Source organism: Kutzneria sp. NPDC052558, from assembly GCF_044547355.1.
GTDB lineage: Bacteria > Actinomycetota > Actinomycetes > Mycobacteriales > Pseudonocardiaceae > Kutzneria.
The window spans coordinates 138,348-157,044 of sequence record NZ_JBIUAG010000018.1 but is presented as its reverse complement, the minus strand read 5'-3'; the positions used below and the strand labels follow the sequence as shown (position 1 = coordinate 157,044).

The 18,697-nt window shown below is 71.4% G+C and carries 15 protein-coding genes; 11 read left to right on the top strand and 4 right to left on the bottom strand.

Annotation, left to right across the window (positions count from 1 at the left end):
- Positions 1 to 10: 10 nt before the first annotated feature.
- Both ACIG5F_RS29775 and ACIG5F_RS29770 read right to left on the bottom strand, forming a co-directional pair.
- Entirely contained in the window at positions 11 to 3,013 is a 3,003-nt protein-coding gene (locus ACIG5F_RS29775) for an AfsR/SARP family transcriptional regulator (RefSeq protein ID WP_396523074.1), read from the bottom strand.
- A gap of 77 nt (positions 3,014 to 3,090) precedes the next feature.
- Positions 3,091 to 3,714, bottom strand: coding sequence for a response regulator transcription factor (locus tag ACIG5F_RS29770; RefSeq protein WP_396523072.1), 624 nt, complete (start codon positions 3,712 to 3,714; stop codon positions 3,091 to 3,093).
- A gap of 318 nt (positions 3,715 to 4,032) precedes the next feature.
- Between ACIG5F_RS29770 and ACIG5F_RS29765 the strand changes: the two genes are divergently transcribed.
- From ACIG5F_RS29765 to ACIG5F_RS29740, 6 genes are read left to right on the top strand one after another with little or no spacing between them, the layout of a single operon-like run.
- On the top strand, positions 4,033 to 4,758 hold the full coding sequence (locus ACIG5F_RS29765; RefSeq protein ID WP_396523070.1) for a GntR family transcriptional regulator: 726 nt from the start codon (positions 4,033 to 4,035) through the stop codon (positions 4,756 to 4,758).
- 31 nt (positions 4,759 to 4,789) lie between these two features.
- A complete protein-coding gene (locus ACIG5F_RS29760; protein ID WP_396523068.1) occupies positions 4,790 to 5,017 on the top strand; it encodes a ferredoxin family protein in 228 nt (75 codons plus the stop codon).
- Entirely contained in the window at positions 5,014 to 6,327 is a 1,314-nt protein-coding gene (locus tag ACIG5F_RS29755) for an ABC transporter substrate-binding protein (protein WP_396523066.1), read from the top strand. Before ACIG5F_RS29760 ends, ACIG5F_RS29755 begins: the two co-directional genes overlap by 4 nt.
- On the top strand, positions 6,324 to 7,097 hold the full coding sequence (locus ACIG5F_RS29750) for an ABC transporter permease (protein ID WP_396523064.1): 774 nt from the start codon (positions 6,324 to 6,326) through the stop codon (positions 7,095 to 7,097). The genes ACIG5F_RS29755 and ACIG5F_RS29750 overlap by 4 nt, the downstream gene beginning before the upstream one ends.
- Positions 7,094 to 7,807: an ABC transporter ATP-binding protein gene (locus ACIG5F_RS29745; RefSeq protein WP_396523062.1), complete on the top strand. Its 714-nt coding sequence runs from the start codon at positions 7,094 to 7,096 to the stop codon at positions 7,805 to 7,807. The genes ACIG5F_RS29750 and ACIG5F_RS29745 overlap by 4 nt, the downstream gene beginning before the upstream one ends.
- A complete protein-coding gene (locus ACIG5F_RS29740; RefSeq protein ID WP_396523060.1) occupies positions 7,804 to 10,422 on the top strand; it encodes a fumarate reductase/succinate dehydrogenase flavoprotein subunit in 2,619 nt (872 codons plus the stop codon). The genes ACIG5F_RS29745 and ACIG5F_RS29740 overlap by 4 nt, the downstream gene beginning before the upstream one ends.
- Here the strand turns inward: ACIG5F_RS29740 and ACIG5F_RS29735 are convergent.
- Together ACIG5F_RS29735 and pcrA are read right to left on the bottom strand one after the other, a co-directional pair.
- Positions 10,419 to 11,567, bottom strand: coding sequence for a Fic family protein (locus tag ACIG5F_RS29735; RefSeq protein ID WP_396523058.1), 1,149 nt, complete (start codon positions 11,565 to 11,567; stop codon positions 10,419 to 10,421). The genes ACIG5F_RS29740 and ACIG5F_RS29735 overlap by 4 nt on opposite strands.
- A gap of 143 nt (positions 11,568 to 11,710) precedes the next feature.
- Positions 11,711 to 14,041, bottom strand: a complete 2,331-nt coding sequence (gene pcrA, locus ACIG5F_RS29730; protein WP_396523056.1) for a DNA helicase PcrA — start codon at positions 14,039 to 14,041, stop codon at positions 11,711 to 11,713.
- A gap of 240 nt (positions 14,042 to 14,281) precedes the next feature.
- On the opposite strand from pcrA, the gene ACIG5F_RS29725 reads away from it, so the two are divergent.
- The 5 genes from ACIG5F_RS29725 to ACIG5F_RS29705 all read left to right on the top strand — a co-directional run bounded on the left by ACIG5F_RS29725 (position 14,282) and on the right by ACIG5F_RS29705 (position 18,582).
- Positions 14,282 to 14,572 carry a chorismate mutase gene (locus ACIG5F_RS29725; protein ID WP_396523054.1) on the top strand — a complete coding sequence of 97 codons (291 nt, stop codon included), beginning with the start codon at positions 14,282 to 14,284 and terminating at the stop codon, positions 14,570 to 14,572.
- Between the two features lie 360 nt (positions 14,573 to 14,932).
- Positions 14,933 to 15,241 (top strand): hypothetical protein, encoded by a 309-nt coding sequence (locus ACIG5F_RS29720; protein ID WP_396523052.1) that lies wholly within the window; start codon positions 14,933 to 14,935, stop codon positions 15,239 to 15,241.
- Between the two features lie 167 nt (positions 15,242 to 15,408).
- A complete protein-coding gene (locus tag ACIG5F_RS29715) occupies positions 15,409 to 16,314 on the top strand; it encodes a hypothetical protein (protein WP_396523050.1) in 906 nt (301 codons plus the stop codon).
- 163 nt (positions 16,315 to 16,477) lie between these two features.
- On the top strand, positions 16,478 to 17,260 hold the full coding sequence (locus tag ACIG5F_RS29710) for a hypothetical protein (protein ID WP_396523048.1): 783 nt from the start codon (positions 16,478 to 16,480) through the stop codon (positions 17,258 to 17,260).
- Positions 17,261 to 17,490: 230 nt separating this feature from the next.
- Positions 17,491 to 18,582, top strand: coding sequence for a hypothetical protein (locus ACIG5F_RS29705; protein ID WP_396523046.1), 1,092 nt, complete (start codon positions 17,491 to 17,493; stop codon positions 18,580 to 18,582).
- Positions 18,583 to 18,697 lie beyond the last annotated feature (115 nt).

Here is an 18,697-nt window from a genome sequence, read left to right as displayed (position 1 = left end):
TTGCGGTACGTCACTTCTTGTTCAGGAGGGCAGAAACCGCCGCCGCCTGTGGCGAGTTCAACTCGGTCAGCAGGGTCTGGGCGCTGTGCAGGTGCTCGTCGCCGAGCTCGTGTTTGCCCAGCGCGTGCAGGGCCTTGCCCAGTTCGGCCACGGCCATCGCGTGCATGTGGGCGTCGCCGATGGCCTCGCCGAGCTCCCGGGCCCGCGACGCGGCGGCGGCGGCCTGCTCGGCCCGCCCGTCAGCCAGATAGCCCCTGGACAGCATGACCAGGTTGTGGCCCTCGCCGAAGTTCTGGCCGATGCCCAGGCAGACCGCCAGCGACTCCTCCAGCGGGTCGATCGACTCCACCAGCCGGCGGAACCGCTGGTAGACCAGGCCCATCATGAACAGGGTGCGGGCCAGGCCGGTCTCGTTGCCCAGCTGTTCGTGCAGGTCACGACTCTGCTCGCAGGCGGCGACGGCCAGCTCCAGCTCGCCCCGCTCGGACTGGGTGCGCCCGATCGTGCCCAGCACGTACGCCTCGCGCACCACGTCGCCGGCGTCGTGGGCCACGGCCAGGGCCTGCTCCAGGTGGGCCAGCGACCGCTCGCCGTCGCCCATCCGGAACTCGACGCTGCCCAGCAGGTCCATGGCGGTGGCCAGGGCCCCGGCGTCGCCGGCCTTCTCGGCGGCGGCGATGGAGCGGGTCAGCTCCTCGTGGGCCTGCGGCAGCTGGAACCGCCGCAGGTGGGCCTCGCCGACCTTGCGCCGGCCCCAGGCCTCGACCCGGGCGTCGCCGGTGCGCTCGGCGTCCCGCACGGCCAGCTCGCCGATCTGGCCGATCTCGCCGAAGTGGGTGCCGTTGGCCAGGTACAGCTCCAGGAAGTTGATCAGGTCGACGACGTGGCCCGAGGGCAGGTCCGGGTCGGCGAGGAACTGCCGGGCCGAGGCCAGCAGGGCCGGCTGCTGGTCGTCGAACCAGGCGAAGGCCGACTTCAGGTCGGGCAGCTCGATGCCGCCCGGGTAGGCCCGCTGCCAGAACCGCTCGCGCGGCCAGGACGGGGCCTGGATCAGCCAGCCGGCGGTGGCCGCGGTGCCCAGGTAGTGGTCGCCGAGCCGGACCATGGCGTCGATCCGGTCCTGCTTGCTGTCGGTCTGCGCGGCCCGCTGACGGGCGAACAGCCGCAGCAGGTCGTGGTAGGCGTACCGCTCCGGCGCGGGGCTGGCCACCATGTTCAGGTCGACCAGGTGCTCCACCACCGGCTCCGCGCTCGGCTCAGGTTCGCCGACCATGGCCGCCGCGGCCGCCAGCGACAGGCCGGGGCCGTCGGCCAGCGACATCAGCCGGAAGGTGCGGGCGGAGGGGGCGTCGAGCTGCCCGTAGCCCAGGTGAAACGTGGCCTCGACCTCGAGGCTGCCCACCCGTAACTCCGACAGCCGACCCCTTTCCCGTGCGAGCTTGTCGGCCAGCGAGCGGACCGTCCACTGGGGCCGGTCGACCAGCTTGGCCGCGGTGATGCGCAGGGCCAGCGGCAGCCGGCCGCAGGCGTCCACGACCTCGGCTACGGCCTCGGGCTCCCGGCCCGACCGCTCGGCGCCGATGGTGCGGGTGAACAGGGTGAGGGCCTCCTCGCGGGACATGCCCTCCAGCTCGGCCTGCTCGTCCCACTGCATCTCGGGCAGCCGGCGGCGGCTGGTGACCAGCACCGCGCACGTCGCCGAGCCGGGCAGCAGGGGCTGGATCTGGGCCGCGTCGGCGGCGTCGTCCAGCACCACCAGGACCCGCCGCTGCGCGAGCACCGAGCGGTACATCGCGGCCCGCTCGTCCAGGTCGGCCGGCGTGGAGTTCGGGGACACGCCGAAGGCCCGCAGGAACGCGCTGAGCACGTTGAGCGGGTCGGCCGCCTCCGGGCCGGCGCCGCGCAGGTCCACGTAGAGCTGGCCGTCGGGGTAGTGCTGGCGCACCTGGTGCGCGGCGTGCACGGCTAACGCGGTCTTGCCCACGCCGCCGATGCCAGCGACCAGTGCCCGCGGCGGCGCGGTGCGGTGGGTCCGCGGAGCGAGCATCGCCGTCAGCTTCTTCACGAGCGCGGTACGGCCCGTGAAGTCGGCGACGTCGGCCGGCAGCTGCGCCGGCGAGACGGGGGCCGGCAGCGGTCCCTCTAAATTCAACGCCGTCATGAACGGCACGCTCGGCCGCCGGCTCGGCTGAGCCGGCGGCTGCGTCGGGGCGGCAGTGGGCGGCGGGGCCGGCTCGTCCACGGCCAGCAGCCGGTGGTGCAGGTCGCGCAGCTCGGAGCCGGGTTCGATGCCCAGCTCGTCCACCATCACCCGGCGGGTGTCGGTGTAGACCTGAAGCGCGTCGGCCCGGCGCCCGGACCGGGACAGCGCCTTCATGTGCAGCGCCCGCAAACGTTCGCGGACTGGGTGGGCCGAGGTCAGCGCGGCCAGCTCGGTGACGGCGGCGGTGTGCCGGCCCAGCGCCACCATCAGCTCCAGGCGCTCCTCCTGGACCCCCAGCAGGATCTCGCCCAGCCGCGCCCGCTCGATGACCGCGCCCGGGCCGGGGATGGCCGACAGGGGCTCGCCCTGCCACATCGCCAGCGCCTTGGCGTACCACTCGACGGAGTCGCGGGCGTTGCCCTCTTCCCGGTGCTGGCGGGCCTGCTCCAGCGTCTTCTCGAACTCACGCAGGTCGTAGCCGGCGGAGCCGACGGCCAGCGAGTAGCCGTTGCCGACCGAGCGCAGCACGCTGGCCTGGCCGCGGCGGGGCCGCTCCGGCTCCAGCACGCTCCGCAGCATCGAGACGTGGGTCTGCACGACCCCGTGCACGCTGGCCGGGGCCGACTCACCCCAGACGGCGTCGACCAGTTCGGACGCCGTGACCACCTGGTCGGCCCGGAGAAGCAGGGTCGCCAGGATGGCCTTGCGCTGCGGTGGCCCCAGGGTCAGCTCACGCTCACCACGCCACACCCGGACCGGGCCGAGCAGGGTGAACCGCAGGGGCTCGCTCGTGGTCGAGGTACTCGGCACGGTGCGATTGTGGCCGCCGCACGGGCCCATGGCCAAACATCGTGATCAGGTCCCCACCGATCGGCCCAAGACCGCGGCTAGATAACCCCAGCTCGCAGCGCGTAGGCGACCGCGTGCGGACGGTTGCGCAGACCGAGCCGGCTCATCACCGCATACACGACATTCTTGACGGTCCGCTCCGAGTACGAGAGCTTCTCCGCGATCTCCGCGGTGTCCCAGCCCTCGGCCATCAGCCGCAGCACGTCCACCTCACGCGGGGCCAGCCCCGAGGTGGTCAGGCCGCGCGGGCCGAGCACGTCCCGCTGGAGGCGCTCCACCTGCGAGAGCAGTTCGCCCAGCAGGTCGGGCGGGAGGTCGCCGCGGCCCCTCGCCGCGGCGACCACCGCGCTGGCCAGACGGTCGCCCGTGGCGTCCGCCCGGGGCAGCACACTCACCACCCGACACTCCACAGCGGCGAGCAGGTCGGCCTGGCGCAGCTCGTTGGTCACCAGCACGCACCGGGCCGAGGAGTTCTCGGTGAACCGGCGCAGCGCCGACATGACCTCGGACGTGACGACGTCGGCGCACACCACGAGCACGGCCGCCTCTCCGAACTGGCGCTCCCCCACCAGCTGGAATTCAGGACGTGCGCGCAGGTGACTGGCCACCCCGGCCAGGGTGATCGGGTCGCCCGCGTGGACCCCTACCCGAACTCGCTCCACCGCTGTTCCTCCTGTTTGGGATAACCCCCGTGATCCCTCCTGTCGCCGAGTGTGTCCGGCTCCACTTCTCGAACTCTTCACGGTGACTCCATGCCGTGAAGAGCTGCCCGATGCCCCCTTGTCAGGGTCCGGATCGGCGTGTACGCGACAGTACGTCGGACCCCGACAGAAAAATCCCAGTATCTGAACCGGGGCTTTCCCGGCCCCGGTGGCGCAACCCGCGTCCGTGCTGGGCCAAGGGGCCTGACCAGGTGGCGTAACACCACTGAAACATGTCCGTCATCGCCCGGAAATGGCTTCTCCGGACCGTTCGGCGTCATGGACCCGCAACCGCGACGGCCCCGGGCGGACCGGGCGAGGCAGATCGCCGACGCCCTGCGCCGGCAGGTGCTCGACGGCGACTTCACCGACGGCGTGCTGCCCGACGAGCGACTTCTCGGCCGGGAGTTCGACGCCACCCGCAACGCCGTGCGGGAGGCGCTGGAGCTGCTGCGGGCCGACGGGCTGATCGAGCGGTCGCCGGGCATCGGCACCGTGGTGGTGGCCCGCAAGTACCCGCACGGGCTGAACCGGCTGATGGGGCTGGCCGAGACGCTGCACGAGCACGGCGAGGTCAGCAACGAGGTGCGGACCTCGGGCGCGCTGGCCGCCACCGGCGTGATCGCCGACCGGCTCGGGTTGGAGACCGGGGCCGCAATCGTTTGCGTCGAGCGGCTGCGCCGGCTGAACGGGCTGCCGCTGTCGCTGGACCTCACCTACCTGCCGGCCGACGTCGGCGAGCCGCTGCTGGCCGAGGACCTCGTACACAACGACGTCTTCACGCTGCTGGAGCGGATCTGCGGGCAGCCGCTGGGCCGGGCCGAGATCGGCATGGAGGCGGTCAACGCCGACCCGCACGTGGCCGCCGTGCTCGACCTGCCGCGCGGCGGGGCGCTCCTGCTCGTGGAGCGGCTGACCCGGCTGGCCGACGGGCGCCCGGTCGATCTGGAGTTCATCCGGTTCCGCGGGGACCGGCTCACCATGCGCGCGGTGCTCGACCGATAAGTCGACTTCGACCGTAAAGAGGAGTTTCGCCATGGCTTTGGCGCCCAACCGGGCGGATGTCCCGGTCGTGATCGATGAGTCACTGTGCGTAAAGGGATGCCGACTCTGCGTCGACGTGTGCCCGCTGGACTCGCTGGCCATCAACCCGGAGACCGACGTGGCCTACATGCACGTGGACGAGTGCTGGTACTGCGGACCGTGCGCGGCGCGCTGCCCCACCGGGGCGGTCACTGTCAACATGCCTTACCTGATCCGGTGAGACGGGCCTGGCCGGCGCTGCTGCTGGCGTTGCTGTCCGCGTGCTCGGTGGCCTCCGGGGCGGCGTCGAACGTGGTCACCGTGGTGGTCGGCTACCAGTCCAAGACGATCAACACCGTCACCGCCGGGACGCTGCTGCGGGCCCAGGGCTACCTGGAGCAGCGGCTGTCGGAGCTGGGTCGTCGCACCGGCAAGGCGTACCGGGTCGACTGGCAGGACTACTCCACCGGCGCGCCGATCACCGCCCAGATGGTGGCCGGGAAGATCGACATCGGGTCGATGGGCGACTTCCCGCTGCTGATCAACGCCTCCCGGACCCAGGAGTTCGGCGACGGGCGGACCGCGCTGGTCTCGGCCACCGGCTACAACCTGCGCGGGGCCCTGAACATGGTGGTCGTCCCGTCCTCGTCGCCGGCCCACTCGCTGGCCGACCTGCGCGGCAAGCGGATCTCCACCAGCATCGGGTCGGCCGGCAACGGCACCACCGTGCGGGCGCTGTCCGGACTCGGCCTCGATCCCGACCGCGATGTGCAGATGATCAACCAGGACCCGGCGGTCGGGGCGTCGGCGCTGCGGGCCGGGGCGGTGGACGCGCTGGGGCAGTTCGTGGCGTGGCCGGGGCAGCTGGTGTTCGCCGGCCAGGCCCGGCTGCTGTACGACGGCGCGGCGCTCAACCTGCCCACCTGGCACGGAGTTGTCGTGCGGCAGAAGTACGCGGCGTCGAATCCCGATGTGGTGCAGGCCTTTCTCCAGGCCCAGCTGGACGCCACCGCCTTCCTCAACGCTCACCCCATGGCGGCGGCCCAGAAGGTCGCCGCCGCCACCGGGCTCGCGCCGGAGGTGGTGTACCTCTACAACGGGCCCAACGGGCTGGTCACCTTCGACCCGACCCTGCGGCCGGACCTGATCTCCGCCCTACAGAAGGACATTCCTTTCCTACGCTCGATCGGCGGCATCAAGGGGCTGGACCTTTCCTCCTTTGTGGACACCAAGCCGCTGTCTTCGCTTGCGGTGCCGTCGGTTCATCGCCCCGTGAACGCCGGCGAGGTCTGGTTCGCCGGGGATTCGTCCACCGTCACGGCGTCGTCGCCGGACGCCCTGCTGCGCTTGATCCGTGACAGCTCGAAGAAGGTCCGCGCCGCCTACGTGGACGACGCTCTCACCGGCACGCGCTGGTTCGCCGACAAGTCGTACTGGGTGCACGGCAACGGATTACGCCCGTTCGACACCGAGGCCGAGGCGCGGGCCTACGTCTCGGCCCATCCCGGATCCCGAATCGTCGACTATCCCACCGCAGTGAGGCTGGCATGAGAAAACACCTGCTGCGCGGCGGTTCCCTGGTCGCCGCCCTGCTGTTATGGCAACTGCTGACAAGCCTGCACGTGAACTTCTGGCTGCACTTCGACCGGCTGCCGACGGTAGTGGACGTGGCCCGCGATCTGGGCTACCAGTTGCAGACCTCCCTGTACTACCAGGACTTGGGCGACAGCCTGGCCCGGATCCTGATCGGCTTCGCGCTGGCGGCGCTGGCCGGTGTGGCCATCGGCGTGGCCGTGGGGCGGTCGGCGCTGGCCGGCGACCTGGTGTCGCCGCCGCTGGAGGTGCTGCGGCCGATCCCGGCCATCGCCATGGTGCCCATCGCCATCCTGCTGTTCCCCAGCAACGAGCAAGGCATCGTCTTCATCACCTTCCTGGCCGCGTTCTTCCCGATCCTGGTGTCCACCCGGCACGCCGTCACCGCGCTGCCGGTGGTGTGGGAGGAAGCCGTGCGCACCATGGGCGGCAACGGCCGGCGGGTGCTGTGGAGCGTGGTGCTGCCGGGGGCGCTGCCCGGCGTGTTCTCCGGGCTGTCGGTCGGCATGGGCGTGGCGTGGATCTGCGTGATCTCGGCCGAGATGATCTCCGGCCAGTACGGCGTGGACTACCGAACCTGGCAGGCCTACACGGTTGTGGACTATCCCGGCGTGATCGTCGGCATGCTGACCATCGGGCTGCTGGGCTTCGGCAGCGCGGCGGCGGTGGAGCTGGTCGGCCGGCGCGTGACCCGTTGGCTGCCCAGGGAAGTGGAGCTCGCGCGATGATGCTGATCGAGGACCTGACCGTCGGCTACCGGGAAACCCCGGTGCTGCGAGGCATCGACCTCAAGATCGAGGGCGGCGAGATCCTGGTGCTCGTCGGCGGCTCCGGCTGCGGCAAGTCGACCGTGCTGCGCACCCTGGCCGGCCTGCACCGACCGTCGGGCGGCAGCATTTCCCTGGACGGCCGGCCGATCGTGCGCACCTCGTCCGAGCGGGCCCTGGTGTTCCAGGAGGACGGGCTGCTGCCGTGGCGCAGCGTCCGCCGCAATGTCGAGCTGCCGCTGGCGATTCGCGGCGTGCCAAGGACTTCCCGGCGCTCCCAGGCCCTGTCGTGGATCGAACGCGTCGGCCTCGGCGGCTACGCCGACCACCTGCCCCGCGAGCTGTCCGGCGGCATGCGGCAGCGGGTTCAGCTGGCCCGCACCCTGGCCAGCGGGCCGCGGGTGATCCTGGCCGACGAGCCCTTCGGCGCGCTGGACACCCAGACCCGGCGGGCCATGCAGCTGCTGCTGGTCGACGTCTGGTCGCAGCAGCCGACCACCATCGTCTTCGTCACCCACGACGTGGACGAGGCCGTGTTCCTCGGCGACCGGGTCGCGGTGCTCGGCGACCGGTCCCTGAAGTCCATTGTGGACGTTCCCGTGCCACGCGGCGACGGCGACAACTCCGCCGCCCGCACCGAGATCCTGGCCGCCCTGGGGAGCACCTCGTGACCGAACGCCGTGAACTGAGCTGTGACGTGCTGGTGATCGGCGGCGGCACCGCCGGCACCATGGCCGCCATCTCCGCCGCCGAGCACGGCGCTTGCGTGCTGCTGCTGGAAAAGGCCCACGTGCGGCACTCCGGGGCGCTGGCCATGGGCATGGACGGCGTCAACAACGCCGTGATTCCCGGCAAGGCCACCCCCGAGGACTACGTCGCCGAGATCACCCGGGCCAACGACGGGATCGTCAACCAGCGCACCATCATGCAGACCGCCACCCGGGGCTACGACATGGTGCGGCGGCTGGAGGGCTACGGCGTCAAGTTCGAGAAGGACTCCTACGGCGAGTACGCCGTGCGGCGGGTGCACCGCTCCGGCAGCTACGTGCTGCCGATGCCCGAGGGCAAGGACGTCAAGAAGGTCCTCTACCGGGTGCTGCGCGAGAAGCGCATGCGGTCCCTGGTCACCATCACCAACCGGGTCATGCCCGTCCGCGTCCTGACCTCGGCCGGCCGGGCCGTCGGCGCCGTCGGCTTCGACACCCGCTCCGGCGAGTTCGTCACCGTGTCGGCTCGCACTGTGGTGCTGGCGACCGGCCCGTGTGGACGGCTGGGCCTGCCGGCCAGCGGCTATCTCTATGGCACGTACGAGAATCCCACCAACGCCGGCGACGGCTACGCCATGGCCTACCACGCCGGGGCCGAGCTGTCCGGCATCGAGTGCTTCCAGATCAATCCGTTGATCAAGGACTACAACGGGCCCGCCTGCGCCTACGTCGCCAATCCCTTCGGCGGCTACCAGGCCAACGCTGCCGGCGATCGTTTTGTCGACTGCGACTACTGGTCCGGCCAGATGATGGCCGAGGTCGCCCGGGAGATCCACTCCGAGCGGGGTCCCGTCTACCTCCGGCTTTCCCACCTTCCCGAGGAGTCCGTCCGGGCCCTGGAAGGCATCCTGCACACCACCGAACGCCCCACCCGCGGCGCCTTCCACGCCGGTCGGGGCCACGACTACCGCACCCATGACGTCGAGATGCACATCTCCGAGATCGGCCTGTGCGGCGGCCATTCCGCCTCCGGGGTCTGGGTCGACGAGCATGGCCAGACCACCGTCCCCGGCCTCTACGCCGCCGGCGACCTCGCCTGCGTGCCCCACAACTACATGATCGGCGCCTTCGTCTTCGGCGACCTCTCCGGCGCCCACGCCGCCTCGGTGGACGCCCCCCGCGTTCCCCTGCCGGAGGACCAGATCTCCGCCGCCCACGAGCTCATCTACCGTCCACTGTCCAATCCGGACGGTCCGCCCCAGCCTCAGGTCGAGTACAAGCTCCGCCGCCTCGTCAACGACTACGTCGCCCCGCCCAAGAGCTCCAACCGCCTCGAGATCGCCATCGAGCACTTCTCCCGCATGCGCACCGAGATCGCCGCCATGGGCGCTCGCACTCCCCATGAGCTCATGCGCTGCGTCGAGGTCACCTTCATCCGCGACTGCGCCGAGATGGCCGCTCGGAGTTCTCTGGTCCGCACCGAGTCCCGCTGGGGCCTCTACCACGACCGTCTCGACCACCCGTCCCGTGACGACGAGACCTGGTTCGCCCACCTCAACCTCCGCCGGGCCGCCGACGGCGCCATGGAGTTCCTCCGCCGCCCCGTCGCGCCGTATCTGGTCCCCGTCCCCGAATTCCCCTCGCCGGTCGGCGGTCCCGCCACCCTCATCGCCCGCCACGTCCCCGCTTCCTTCGCCCCCGCTTCGCTTTCCCCCCGCCCTTCCCGCTCCGCCGGCGCTTCCCCCGACCTCGTCGCCCTCCTCGCCTTGGCCGACGCCTCCCCTTCCCTCGCCGATCTCCGCCCCTACCTCGCCAGCCCGGTGGAGGAGGTCCGCGTCACCGCCGTCACCACCCTCACCGAGACCACCCCCACCGGCTTCCCCCTGGCGCTGGCCGAGTCCTTCGACGACCCCGCCCCCGCTGTGCGTCTGGCCGCCGCCGCCGGCCTGCGGGAGCTGGTGGAGGTTGTCGAAGGTTCGGAGCAGTTGGCCGCCCGGCTGCTCCGCGCCGTCCACAACGCCGAGCCCGCCGTCCGGGCCACCGCCCTCTATCTCCTGCGGTCCCTACGCCTCGGCTCCCGGGACGCCTTCGCCGCGGCCCTCCTCGACCCCGAGCCCGCGGTCCGCATCGAGGCCGTGCACGGCCTCGTCTCCCTCTCCGCCTCCGGGCCCCTCGCCTCGGCCGCCGCCGACTCCTCCCGCGAGGTCCGCATCGCCGTCGCCCGCGGCCTGGGCTCCATCGCCGACACCGCAGCCAACGCCGCCCTGGTCCCCTTGGCCACCGATCCCGACCCTCTGGTCCGCGCCGCCGCCCTCGCCTCCGGCGCCGACACCCTGCGGCCCCACGCCGCCGACGCCTTCACCGACGAGGCCTGGCAGGTCCGCGAGGCCGCCACCGCCCTCGCCGACACCGGCCACCTGCTCGCCGCCGTCGCCGACCCCCACCCCAACGTCCGCCGCGCCGCCGTCCGCGCCCTCGGCCAGCTCCCTGCCTCCGCCGAGGCCATCACCGTCCTCACCGAAGCCCTCGCCGATCCCGACGCCGACGTCCGCGCCTACGCCCGCCACGCCCTGCGCTAGTACTCGAGGGACAGCACGGTCAGCACATCCTCGGCCAGGAACAGCCGGGCCCGTCCGGTGCTGGGCACCTCGGTCAGCACCCCGGCCTCGACCAGCTTCTGCACATTGAGGGTCGCGGCACGGTGGGTAACCCCCAGCACCTTCGCGGCCCGGCCGATGGTCATCGCCGGCGTCTCGAACAGCGCGTCGACCAGACGCGGCGCCAGGCTGGACGACCGGAGCCCGGTCACCCGGCCGCGGAGGTCCTCCCGCAGGCCCTGCAACGCGTGCGCACGGCGCAACGCGTCGCCGGCCTGGTTCGCCACCACGTCGAGGAAGAAGGAGATCCATCCCTTCCAGTCACCGTCGATCGTCACGGCCAGCAGCCGCGCGTAGTACTCGTCCCGCCGCGGCTCCAGGTAGGCCGACAGGTCCAGCAGCGGCCCGGGAAGGAGCCCCCATTCGACCAACAGCAACGCGACCAGCAGCCGGCCGACCCGGCCGTTGCCGTCGATGAACGGATGGATGGCCTCGAACTGGTAGTGCAGACAGGCGATCGTGACGAGTGGCGGCAGGTCGTGGTCGGCGTGCAGGTGCTTCTCGAACGCGTCGAGGCACTCCCACAACCGCTCCGGGGGCGGCGGCACATAGGTGGCGGTGTCCAGCACACAGCCCGGCGGCCCGATCCAGTTCTGAGTCCGCCGGAAGTCTCCGGGTGTGGCGTAGCCGCCGCGCACGCCGGACAGCAGGATCTCGTGGGCCTCGCGCAGCAGCGGCAGGCTCAGCGGCAGCCGGCGGTCCGGGTCGAGCACATGCTCGACCGCCGCGACGTAGTTGTAGACCTCGGCGACGTCGTCGGCCTTCGCCGCGGCCGGCGCGACCTCGTAGCGCACCAGATCGGAGAGGGTGGCCTGCGTGCCCTCGATCCGACTGGACAGCACGGCCTCCCGCCGGAGCATGGTCTGCTCGAGCAGGTACGGGTTCGGCAGCGTGCGACCGACCCCGGCGAGCTGACCGAGCGCCCGGTCCGCGGTCGAGAGCCGGCGCACCAGCGCGGTGTCGAAGTCCACCTCGGGCGGCAGCTTGGGTGGCACGAAGGCCAGGTAGCCGCGCTCGGCCGGCACGACGTGCTCCCGCTGCCGGCCGCTGAACGACTCGATCAACACCGCTACCCACCCCCAACTCCGTACCACAATGATACCTGGAGCCGGTTAAGTATCACGTCACCCGACGAAGTGATACCTCTGTAGCACTCAACCCGCCCGAGTGATACCAGAAAGGCTTTTCCGTATCACTCAGGCGGGTCGGATCAGAGCTTCACCAGGGGAACGCCGCCGATGAGCATGAGGCGGACGGTGCCGGCGGAGCCGAAGTCGATGGTGGCGGTGGCGCGGGGGCCGGAGCCGTCGGTGGCGACGACGGTGCCGAGGCCGTACTTGTCGTGGTTGACGCGGTCGCCGACCTCGAGCTCGAGGGTGGGGGTGTTCTGCCAGCCCTTGGCGAAGGCAGGGGTGCCGCGGGAGGAGGACTCGCCGAACGAGGAGGAGCGGCGGCCCCAGGTGGTGGTGACGGTGGGGGCGGCGCGCTCGGGCTCGACGCGGCGCCACTCGACGAGGTCGGCCGGAATCTCGCCGAGGAAGCGGGACTCGGGGTTGGCGGCGGGCTGGCCCCACGCGGACCGGATCAAGGCCCGGGACAGGTAGAGGCGCTCACGGGCCCGGGTGATGCCGACGTAGGCCAGCCGGCGCTCCTCGGCCAGCTCGGCGGGGTCGCCCAGCGCCCGGGAGTGCGGGAAGACCCCGTCCTCCCAGCCGGTGGAGAACACGACGGGGAACTCCAGGCCCTTGGCGGTGTGCAAGGTCATCAGCGTGACGACGCCGTCGTCCGAATCGGGCACGGAGTCGGAGTCGGCGACCAGGGAGACCCGCTCCAGGAAGGCGTCCAGGCTGTTGACCGGCACGGGATCCGGATCGGCCTCGTCGACCTCGGGCAGGTTGAACTGGGTGAACTCCCGGGCCACGGTGATGAGCTCGGTCAGGTTGTCCAGCCGGGAGGCGTCCTGCGGATCGTCGCTGGCCTCGAGCTCGCCCCGATAACCGGTGACGTCGAGCACCTGGTCGAGGATGTCGCCGACGTCCTCGCCCCGCTCCACGGCCTGGTGCAGCTCGTCGAGCATGGCCACGAAGCCGGCGATGGCGTTGCGGGAGCGGGGATTGAGCAGCGCGACCTTGCCGGCGGCGGCCTCCCGCAGCGCGGTGGCGAAGCCGATGCGCTGCTGCTCGGCGTGCGCGGAGACGCAGGCCTCGGCCCGGTCCCCGATGCCGCGCTTGGGCACGTTGAGGATGCGCCGAAGGCTGACGGCGTCGTCAGGATTGGCCAGCACCCGCAGGTAGGCCAACGCGTCCCGAACCTCGCGCCGCTCGTAGAAGCGGACGCCGCCGACGACCTTGTAGGGCAGCCCGAGTCGGATGAAGATCTCTTCAAAGACCCGGGACTGGTTGTTGGTGCGGTAGAACACGGCGATGTCGCCGTTGGTGAAGTCGCCCGCGTCGACCAGCCGGTCGATCTCGCCGGCCACGAAGCCGGCCTCGTCGTGCTCGTTGTCGCCGACGTAGCCGACGATCTTCTGCCCGTCCCCGGCGTCGGTCCACAGCCGCTTGTCGCGGCGGTTGGGGTTGCGGGCGATCACGGCGTTGGCGGCGCTCAGGATGGTCTGCGTGGAGCGGTAGTTCTGCTCCAACAGAATGGTGCGCGCCTGCGGGTAGTCCCGCTCGAACTCGACGATGTTGCGGATGGTCGCGCCACGGAAGGCGTAGATGGACTGGTCGGCGTCGCCGACCACGCACAGCTCGCCCGGGGCGACGCCGCCCTCGCCGGTGCCGACCAGCTCACGCACCAGGGTGTACTGCGCGTGGTTGGTGTCCTGGTACTCGTCGACCATCACGTGCCGGAACCGCCGCCGGTAGTGCTCGGCCACGTCCGGGAACCGCTGGAGCAGCTCGACCGAACGCATGATGAGGTCGTCGAAGTCCATGGCGTTGGCCAGGCCCAGCCGCTGCTGGTAGGACTCGTACACCTCGGCGACCCGGCGCTCCAGGTCGTTGGCCGCCCGGTCCTTGGCCGTCTCGGCGTCCACCAACTCGTTCTTGAGGTTGGAGATGTGCACGGCCAGCGTGCGCGCCGGATAGCGCTTGGGGTCCAGGTCCAGGTCGCGGGCCACCAGGGTGACCAGGCGGCGGGAGTCGTCGCTGTCGTAGATGGTGAAGTTGGACGACATGCCCAGGGTCTTGGCCTCGCGGCGCAGCAGCCGCACGCACATGGAGTGGAAGGTCGACACCCACATCGCGTTGGCCCGCCGGCCGACCAGGCCGGAGACCCGCTCCTTCATCTCGGCCGCGGCCTTGTTGGTGAAGGTGATCGCCATGATCTCGCCGGGGTGCACGCCGCGCGCCGCCAACAGGTAGGCGATGCGGCTGGTCAGCACCTTGGTCTTGCCGGAGCCGGCGCCGGCCACCACGAGCAGGGGGGAGCCGGCGTGCACGACCGCTTCGCGCTGCTGCGGGTTCAGGCCCTCCAGCAACGCGTCGGGACCGGTCGCCCGCACCGGCGGATTCGTGGGCAGATCGAACAGAGCGCTCATCGCCACCAACGCTACCCGGCCCCACCGACAGTCCCGTCACGGACGGGTCGACGCGACGCCGCCCGCTGTGCCAGACTGCCTCCATGTGCGCTCGCCAGTACGAGTTTTTCTACGGGAACCGGACTCCGGCTCCCGTGGTCGCGTAGCGCCAGACGACCACCGCAGAAGCCCCGGAGTCCTCGGACCCGGGGCTTCCGTGTGCCGGGTCCGGCTCTCCGAACCAGCACGGAGGACACCAACGTGAGCACGCCAGTCAGCGACCAGCCGAGTCAGGACGCGGACGCCACCCCCGACATCCCCTCGCTGCGCACCGAGATCGACCACCTGGACGCCGAGATCATCCGGCTGGTCAGGCGCCGGGCCGAGGTGTCGGCCATCGTCGGCAAGGTCCGGATGGCCAACGGCGGCACGAAGATCGTGCACAACCGGGAGATCGACATCCTGGCCCGCTACCGCGACGGCCTCGGCCCCGAGGGCAACGACATCGCCCTGATCCTGCTGCGCATGGGCCGCGGCCCCTTGGGAAGGTGACGGTCGGAGACGGCCGCCAACCGCGGAGAGCGCGAGGCCCCGCCGGTGCTTCGCCCGGTTGCTGGATTTCGCCCGCCGCCACCCGACGCAACCACCCACCCGAGCCCGATGCGGCGGGCTAAATCCAGCAAGGGCGAGGCACCGGCTACCCGGGGGCCGAGCCCCGCGCGGAACGCGCGGCAAGAACACAGTGCCGGCTACCCGGGGGCCGAGTCCCGCGCGGAACGCGCGGCAAAAACACAGCACCGGCTACCCGGGGGCCGAGCCGCGACGCCGAAGGCGGCGCCACAAACACAGCCCTGAGTCGGTCTCCGGGATGTCACCGATGCCGTGCGGGCGGGAACCGCGCACACTGGGGGCATGGAGTTCATCGCCGTCATCATCGCCCTGGCCAGTCTCGTGGCCGCGGTCGGCTACGACGGATACCTGTTCGTGCTCGGGTCGGCGGCCAGCCGCCGGGCCGGCGGCGCGCCGATCGCCCAATGGGTGCGGTCGCGCTGGCCGCAGGCCGGCATCATCACCGTGGCCTCGCTGCTGGCGCTGCTGATGGCCACCGGCAGCCTGTTCTTCGAGATCATCGCGATCATCGTGGCGGTCGGCGCGGGCGGCACGGCGCTGCGCGGGCTCCAGGACGCCCGCAAGCAGCTGGGCAGTGGCAGCGACCAGTAGTCACGGCCCTCACTCGACCGGGTGTAACCCGGCGCGGGAGTGGGACCAGCGCCGCTCGGCCCGCCTTCACGCCCTACCCTGAGGTCTTCTGACGGGGTGATTCCACCCTGGACCGGTCCAGACCGGAATCCCGCGTCAGAAGGGAAACCCGGGAGGGTCTTAGGGGTATGAGCGGCGAGGCAGGGCGGGCGGAGCAGGGGCGTCACCGGCGGTCGTCGTCCGCGCCGCCGCACCTGACGCCCCGCAGCGGCCTGCGCCCGGCCCACGCCAAGCCGGTGCTGTTGCGCCCGAGCGACGAGCCGACGATCCCGCTGCCGGCGGTGCCGGCGATCGATATCGACCCGGTGCTGGACACCGATCCGGTCGGGCTGCGCAAGTTCGACCTGGGCACGGTGCCAGCCTCGGTCACGCCGCCGCGCACCTGGCGCCGGGCGGCCTGGTTCTCGGTGGGCTCGTCGGCCGCGGCGCTGATCGCGCTGGTGGTCGTGGCCACGCTGCTGGTCGGCCCGTCCCGGATGCGCACGCAGATCGAGTCGTTCCCGGGCAATCCCTTCCAGGTGCCGCTGCCGACGACCACGGACGTCCCGACGCGGCTGCTGCCGCCGGGGGCGCCGACCGCGGTCGCGGCCACCGACGGCAACTCCACGGCCGGGCCGCGCACGACCGGCCACGCGCCGACCTCGGCCTCGAGCCCGCAGGGCGGCCCGACCCACACCAGCGCCCAGCCGACGATCACCACCGTGACCGGCGTGACCGACCCGGTCGTCGACCCGGGCAAGATCGCCCAGCAGACCCAGCACTTCTTCGCCGCGGTCACGTCCAACGTCGGCGAGGCCTACCAACTGACCTCGGGCGCGCTCAAGGCCGACGGCGAGGCGGCGCTGCAACATCGCTACCAGGACGTGGCCTCGGTGCAGGTGCAGGGCATCACCATCGATCCGGGCAAGGGCATCACCATCAACACGGTGCTGGTCACGCACAAGGACGGCACCACCAACTCGGAGCAGCACGTGCTGGCCTTCACCCCGGGCACGTTGCCGCTGATCAGCGAGGACACGCCCGTCAACGGTTGACGGAATGAAAACCTCTCCAGCCACGTTCATTCCTTCGAGTGAAGGTGTCTAGCCACGGCCCGCTCGAAGCGGTGAACTCTGCGCCAGAACTGGCCCGCACCGGCTCGATCCCGGTACGAGTGCACCTACCCAACTCGGCTTCGGTTCCTACGAGGAGACGTCCGTGGAGCGTCCTGCTGGCGGCAGGCGGCACAGCCGCGGCGGTTCGGTCAGCGTGGCCGACCTGATCCGGCGGCAGCCGGGCTCGGTGCGCATCATGTCGCCGGAGGAGGCCGCCACCGACGGGCTGCTCGGCGATCTGCTCGGCGGCAACGGCCTGCCCGACGACAGCGATCCGCGCACCAGCACGGCCCTCAAGCTGCTGGGCGTGCTGGTCGGCGTGATCACACTGGCCGGCACCATCACCGCCGCATCCATGATCACCGGCGACTCCCGGCCGGCCCGCGCGGCGCTGGTGACCGCGCCCCGGCCGCAGGCGCTGTCCGGGACGGGCGCCCTGATGCCGGACGTGCTGGCCACCCAGGTGGCCGGAAACACGGTGCTGGCCGCGCCGCTGAGCGCCGGACCCACCACCGAGTCGCCCGCCGCCACCTCCACGAGCACGACCGTCAGCCCGCGGGCGCTGGCGGCCAATCCGGTGCCCAGCGCGGTGGACGTGGTCCGTGACTTCTATAAGACAGTGGCCGAGAACCCCCGGAACGCGCTGTCCATGATCGGCGGCACGCTGGCCGACCTCGACCCGACCGGATTCATCCGGTCCTGGTCCGCGGTGCGGGCCGTGCGGGCGGAACGGATCGAGGCCCAGCCGGACGGCACGGTGCTCGGCGTGATCGGCATCCAACAGGCCGATGGTGACTGGCTGCATGTGGAGCAACTACTGCGGGTGGACGGCGGCAGTCAGCCCAAGATCATCGACGCGCAGGTGCTGTCGGCCCAGCAGGGCTGAGCCGAGCGGGTGCCGATCGTGGTCCGCGGGCGCGTCCCGGGCGTTGCGGCCCGGAGGTCACAGGTGGGCATCGAAACAACAACTAGCCGTACACCACTAGGCCGTTTGGCCGATTAAGCCTGCGCTAAGTAGCTCAATTCGTCGCACCTTCTAACCCAAACTGGTGACGCCTCTCCTCTGATCCGGTATCAAAACCACGGTCAGTGATCCGACGGAGAGGTGACGCGACGGTGTACGAGGACTCGACGAGGGTGGGCACGACCACGGCCACCCGGCAGATCCCCGTGTCCGAGCTGCTCGCTCGCCATCGCGGCGAGCAGGCGCCTTCCCGCCCGGAGTGGACGGCCCCGGCCCCCACCGCGTGCGAGACCACGGACGTCATTCCGGTGGTGCAGGACGACTACTACTCGCCCGAACCGTATCCCGCCACGGGTTATTCCGAGGCGTACGAGTACGTGGAGGAGCGCGCCGACGACGTGCGCCCCTTCGTCGGGGTGAACGCCGACACCGACCAGTTCCCGATGCCGGTGCTGCACGAGGTCGAGGGCGAGCAGACCCTGCTCGCGCCGCTCGACGTCGAGGCCATGGACGCCGAGCGCGCCGCCGCCAAGGCCGCCGCCCGCGCCGCCGAGCCGGAGCGGACCGAGCTGGTCGATGCGCCCACGGTCCAGACGCCGTCCTGCGACGACACCCCCAGCCGTGAGATCTACATCCGCGAGCTGCTGCGCCGCGAGGGCCGCCTGCCCCGCGAGCAGCGCCGCAAGCAGGCCCCGAAGATCGCCGCCGCGGCCGCGGGCGTCGCGGCCCTGTGCGGCGCGGTGGCGGCCAGCATCGTGCATGTCCAGAACGCCGACACCAACCAGAACTCGGCCAACGGCAACGGCGTGCCGCTGACCGTCGTCGACGGCGGCGGCCCGCGCGGCCAGGCCCTCGACGCCCCGCTCGCGCCCCGGGGCACCGAGCAGGTCACCACGGACAGCAGCACCCCCGGCGGTTCGACGTCGACCGACAAGCACGCGGCCCCGCCGCGGGTGGCCCCGTACGTGACGGCCAGCCAGCAGGCGCAGAACGGCGCCGGCGCGACCTCGACCACGACGCCTCCGCCCACCACCACGTCGACGACACCGCCCAGCTCGTCGACCCCGTCGGGCACCACGGCGCCCTCCCCGACGGCGGGCAACGGCAACAACTCGACGTCGCCCAGCACCCCCAGCAACACCAACGCCAGCCCAGGCAGCAACAACACGCCGCCGTCGTCCACCCCCCAGTCGCCCGGCCTGCTCGACGGCCTGGTCGGAACGATCTCCGGCATCCTGGGCTGAGCTGCGGCAAGTCCGCCAAACGGGTGACGCTCATCGAGGCGTGGAATACTGGCCGGCGAGTTGAGTGGCGTGTCACAACGCACGGTCGGATTGACCGGGTACTGACAGGGTGACC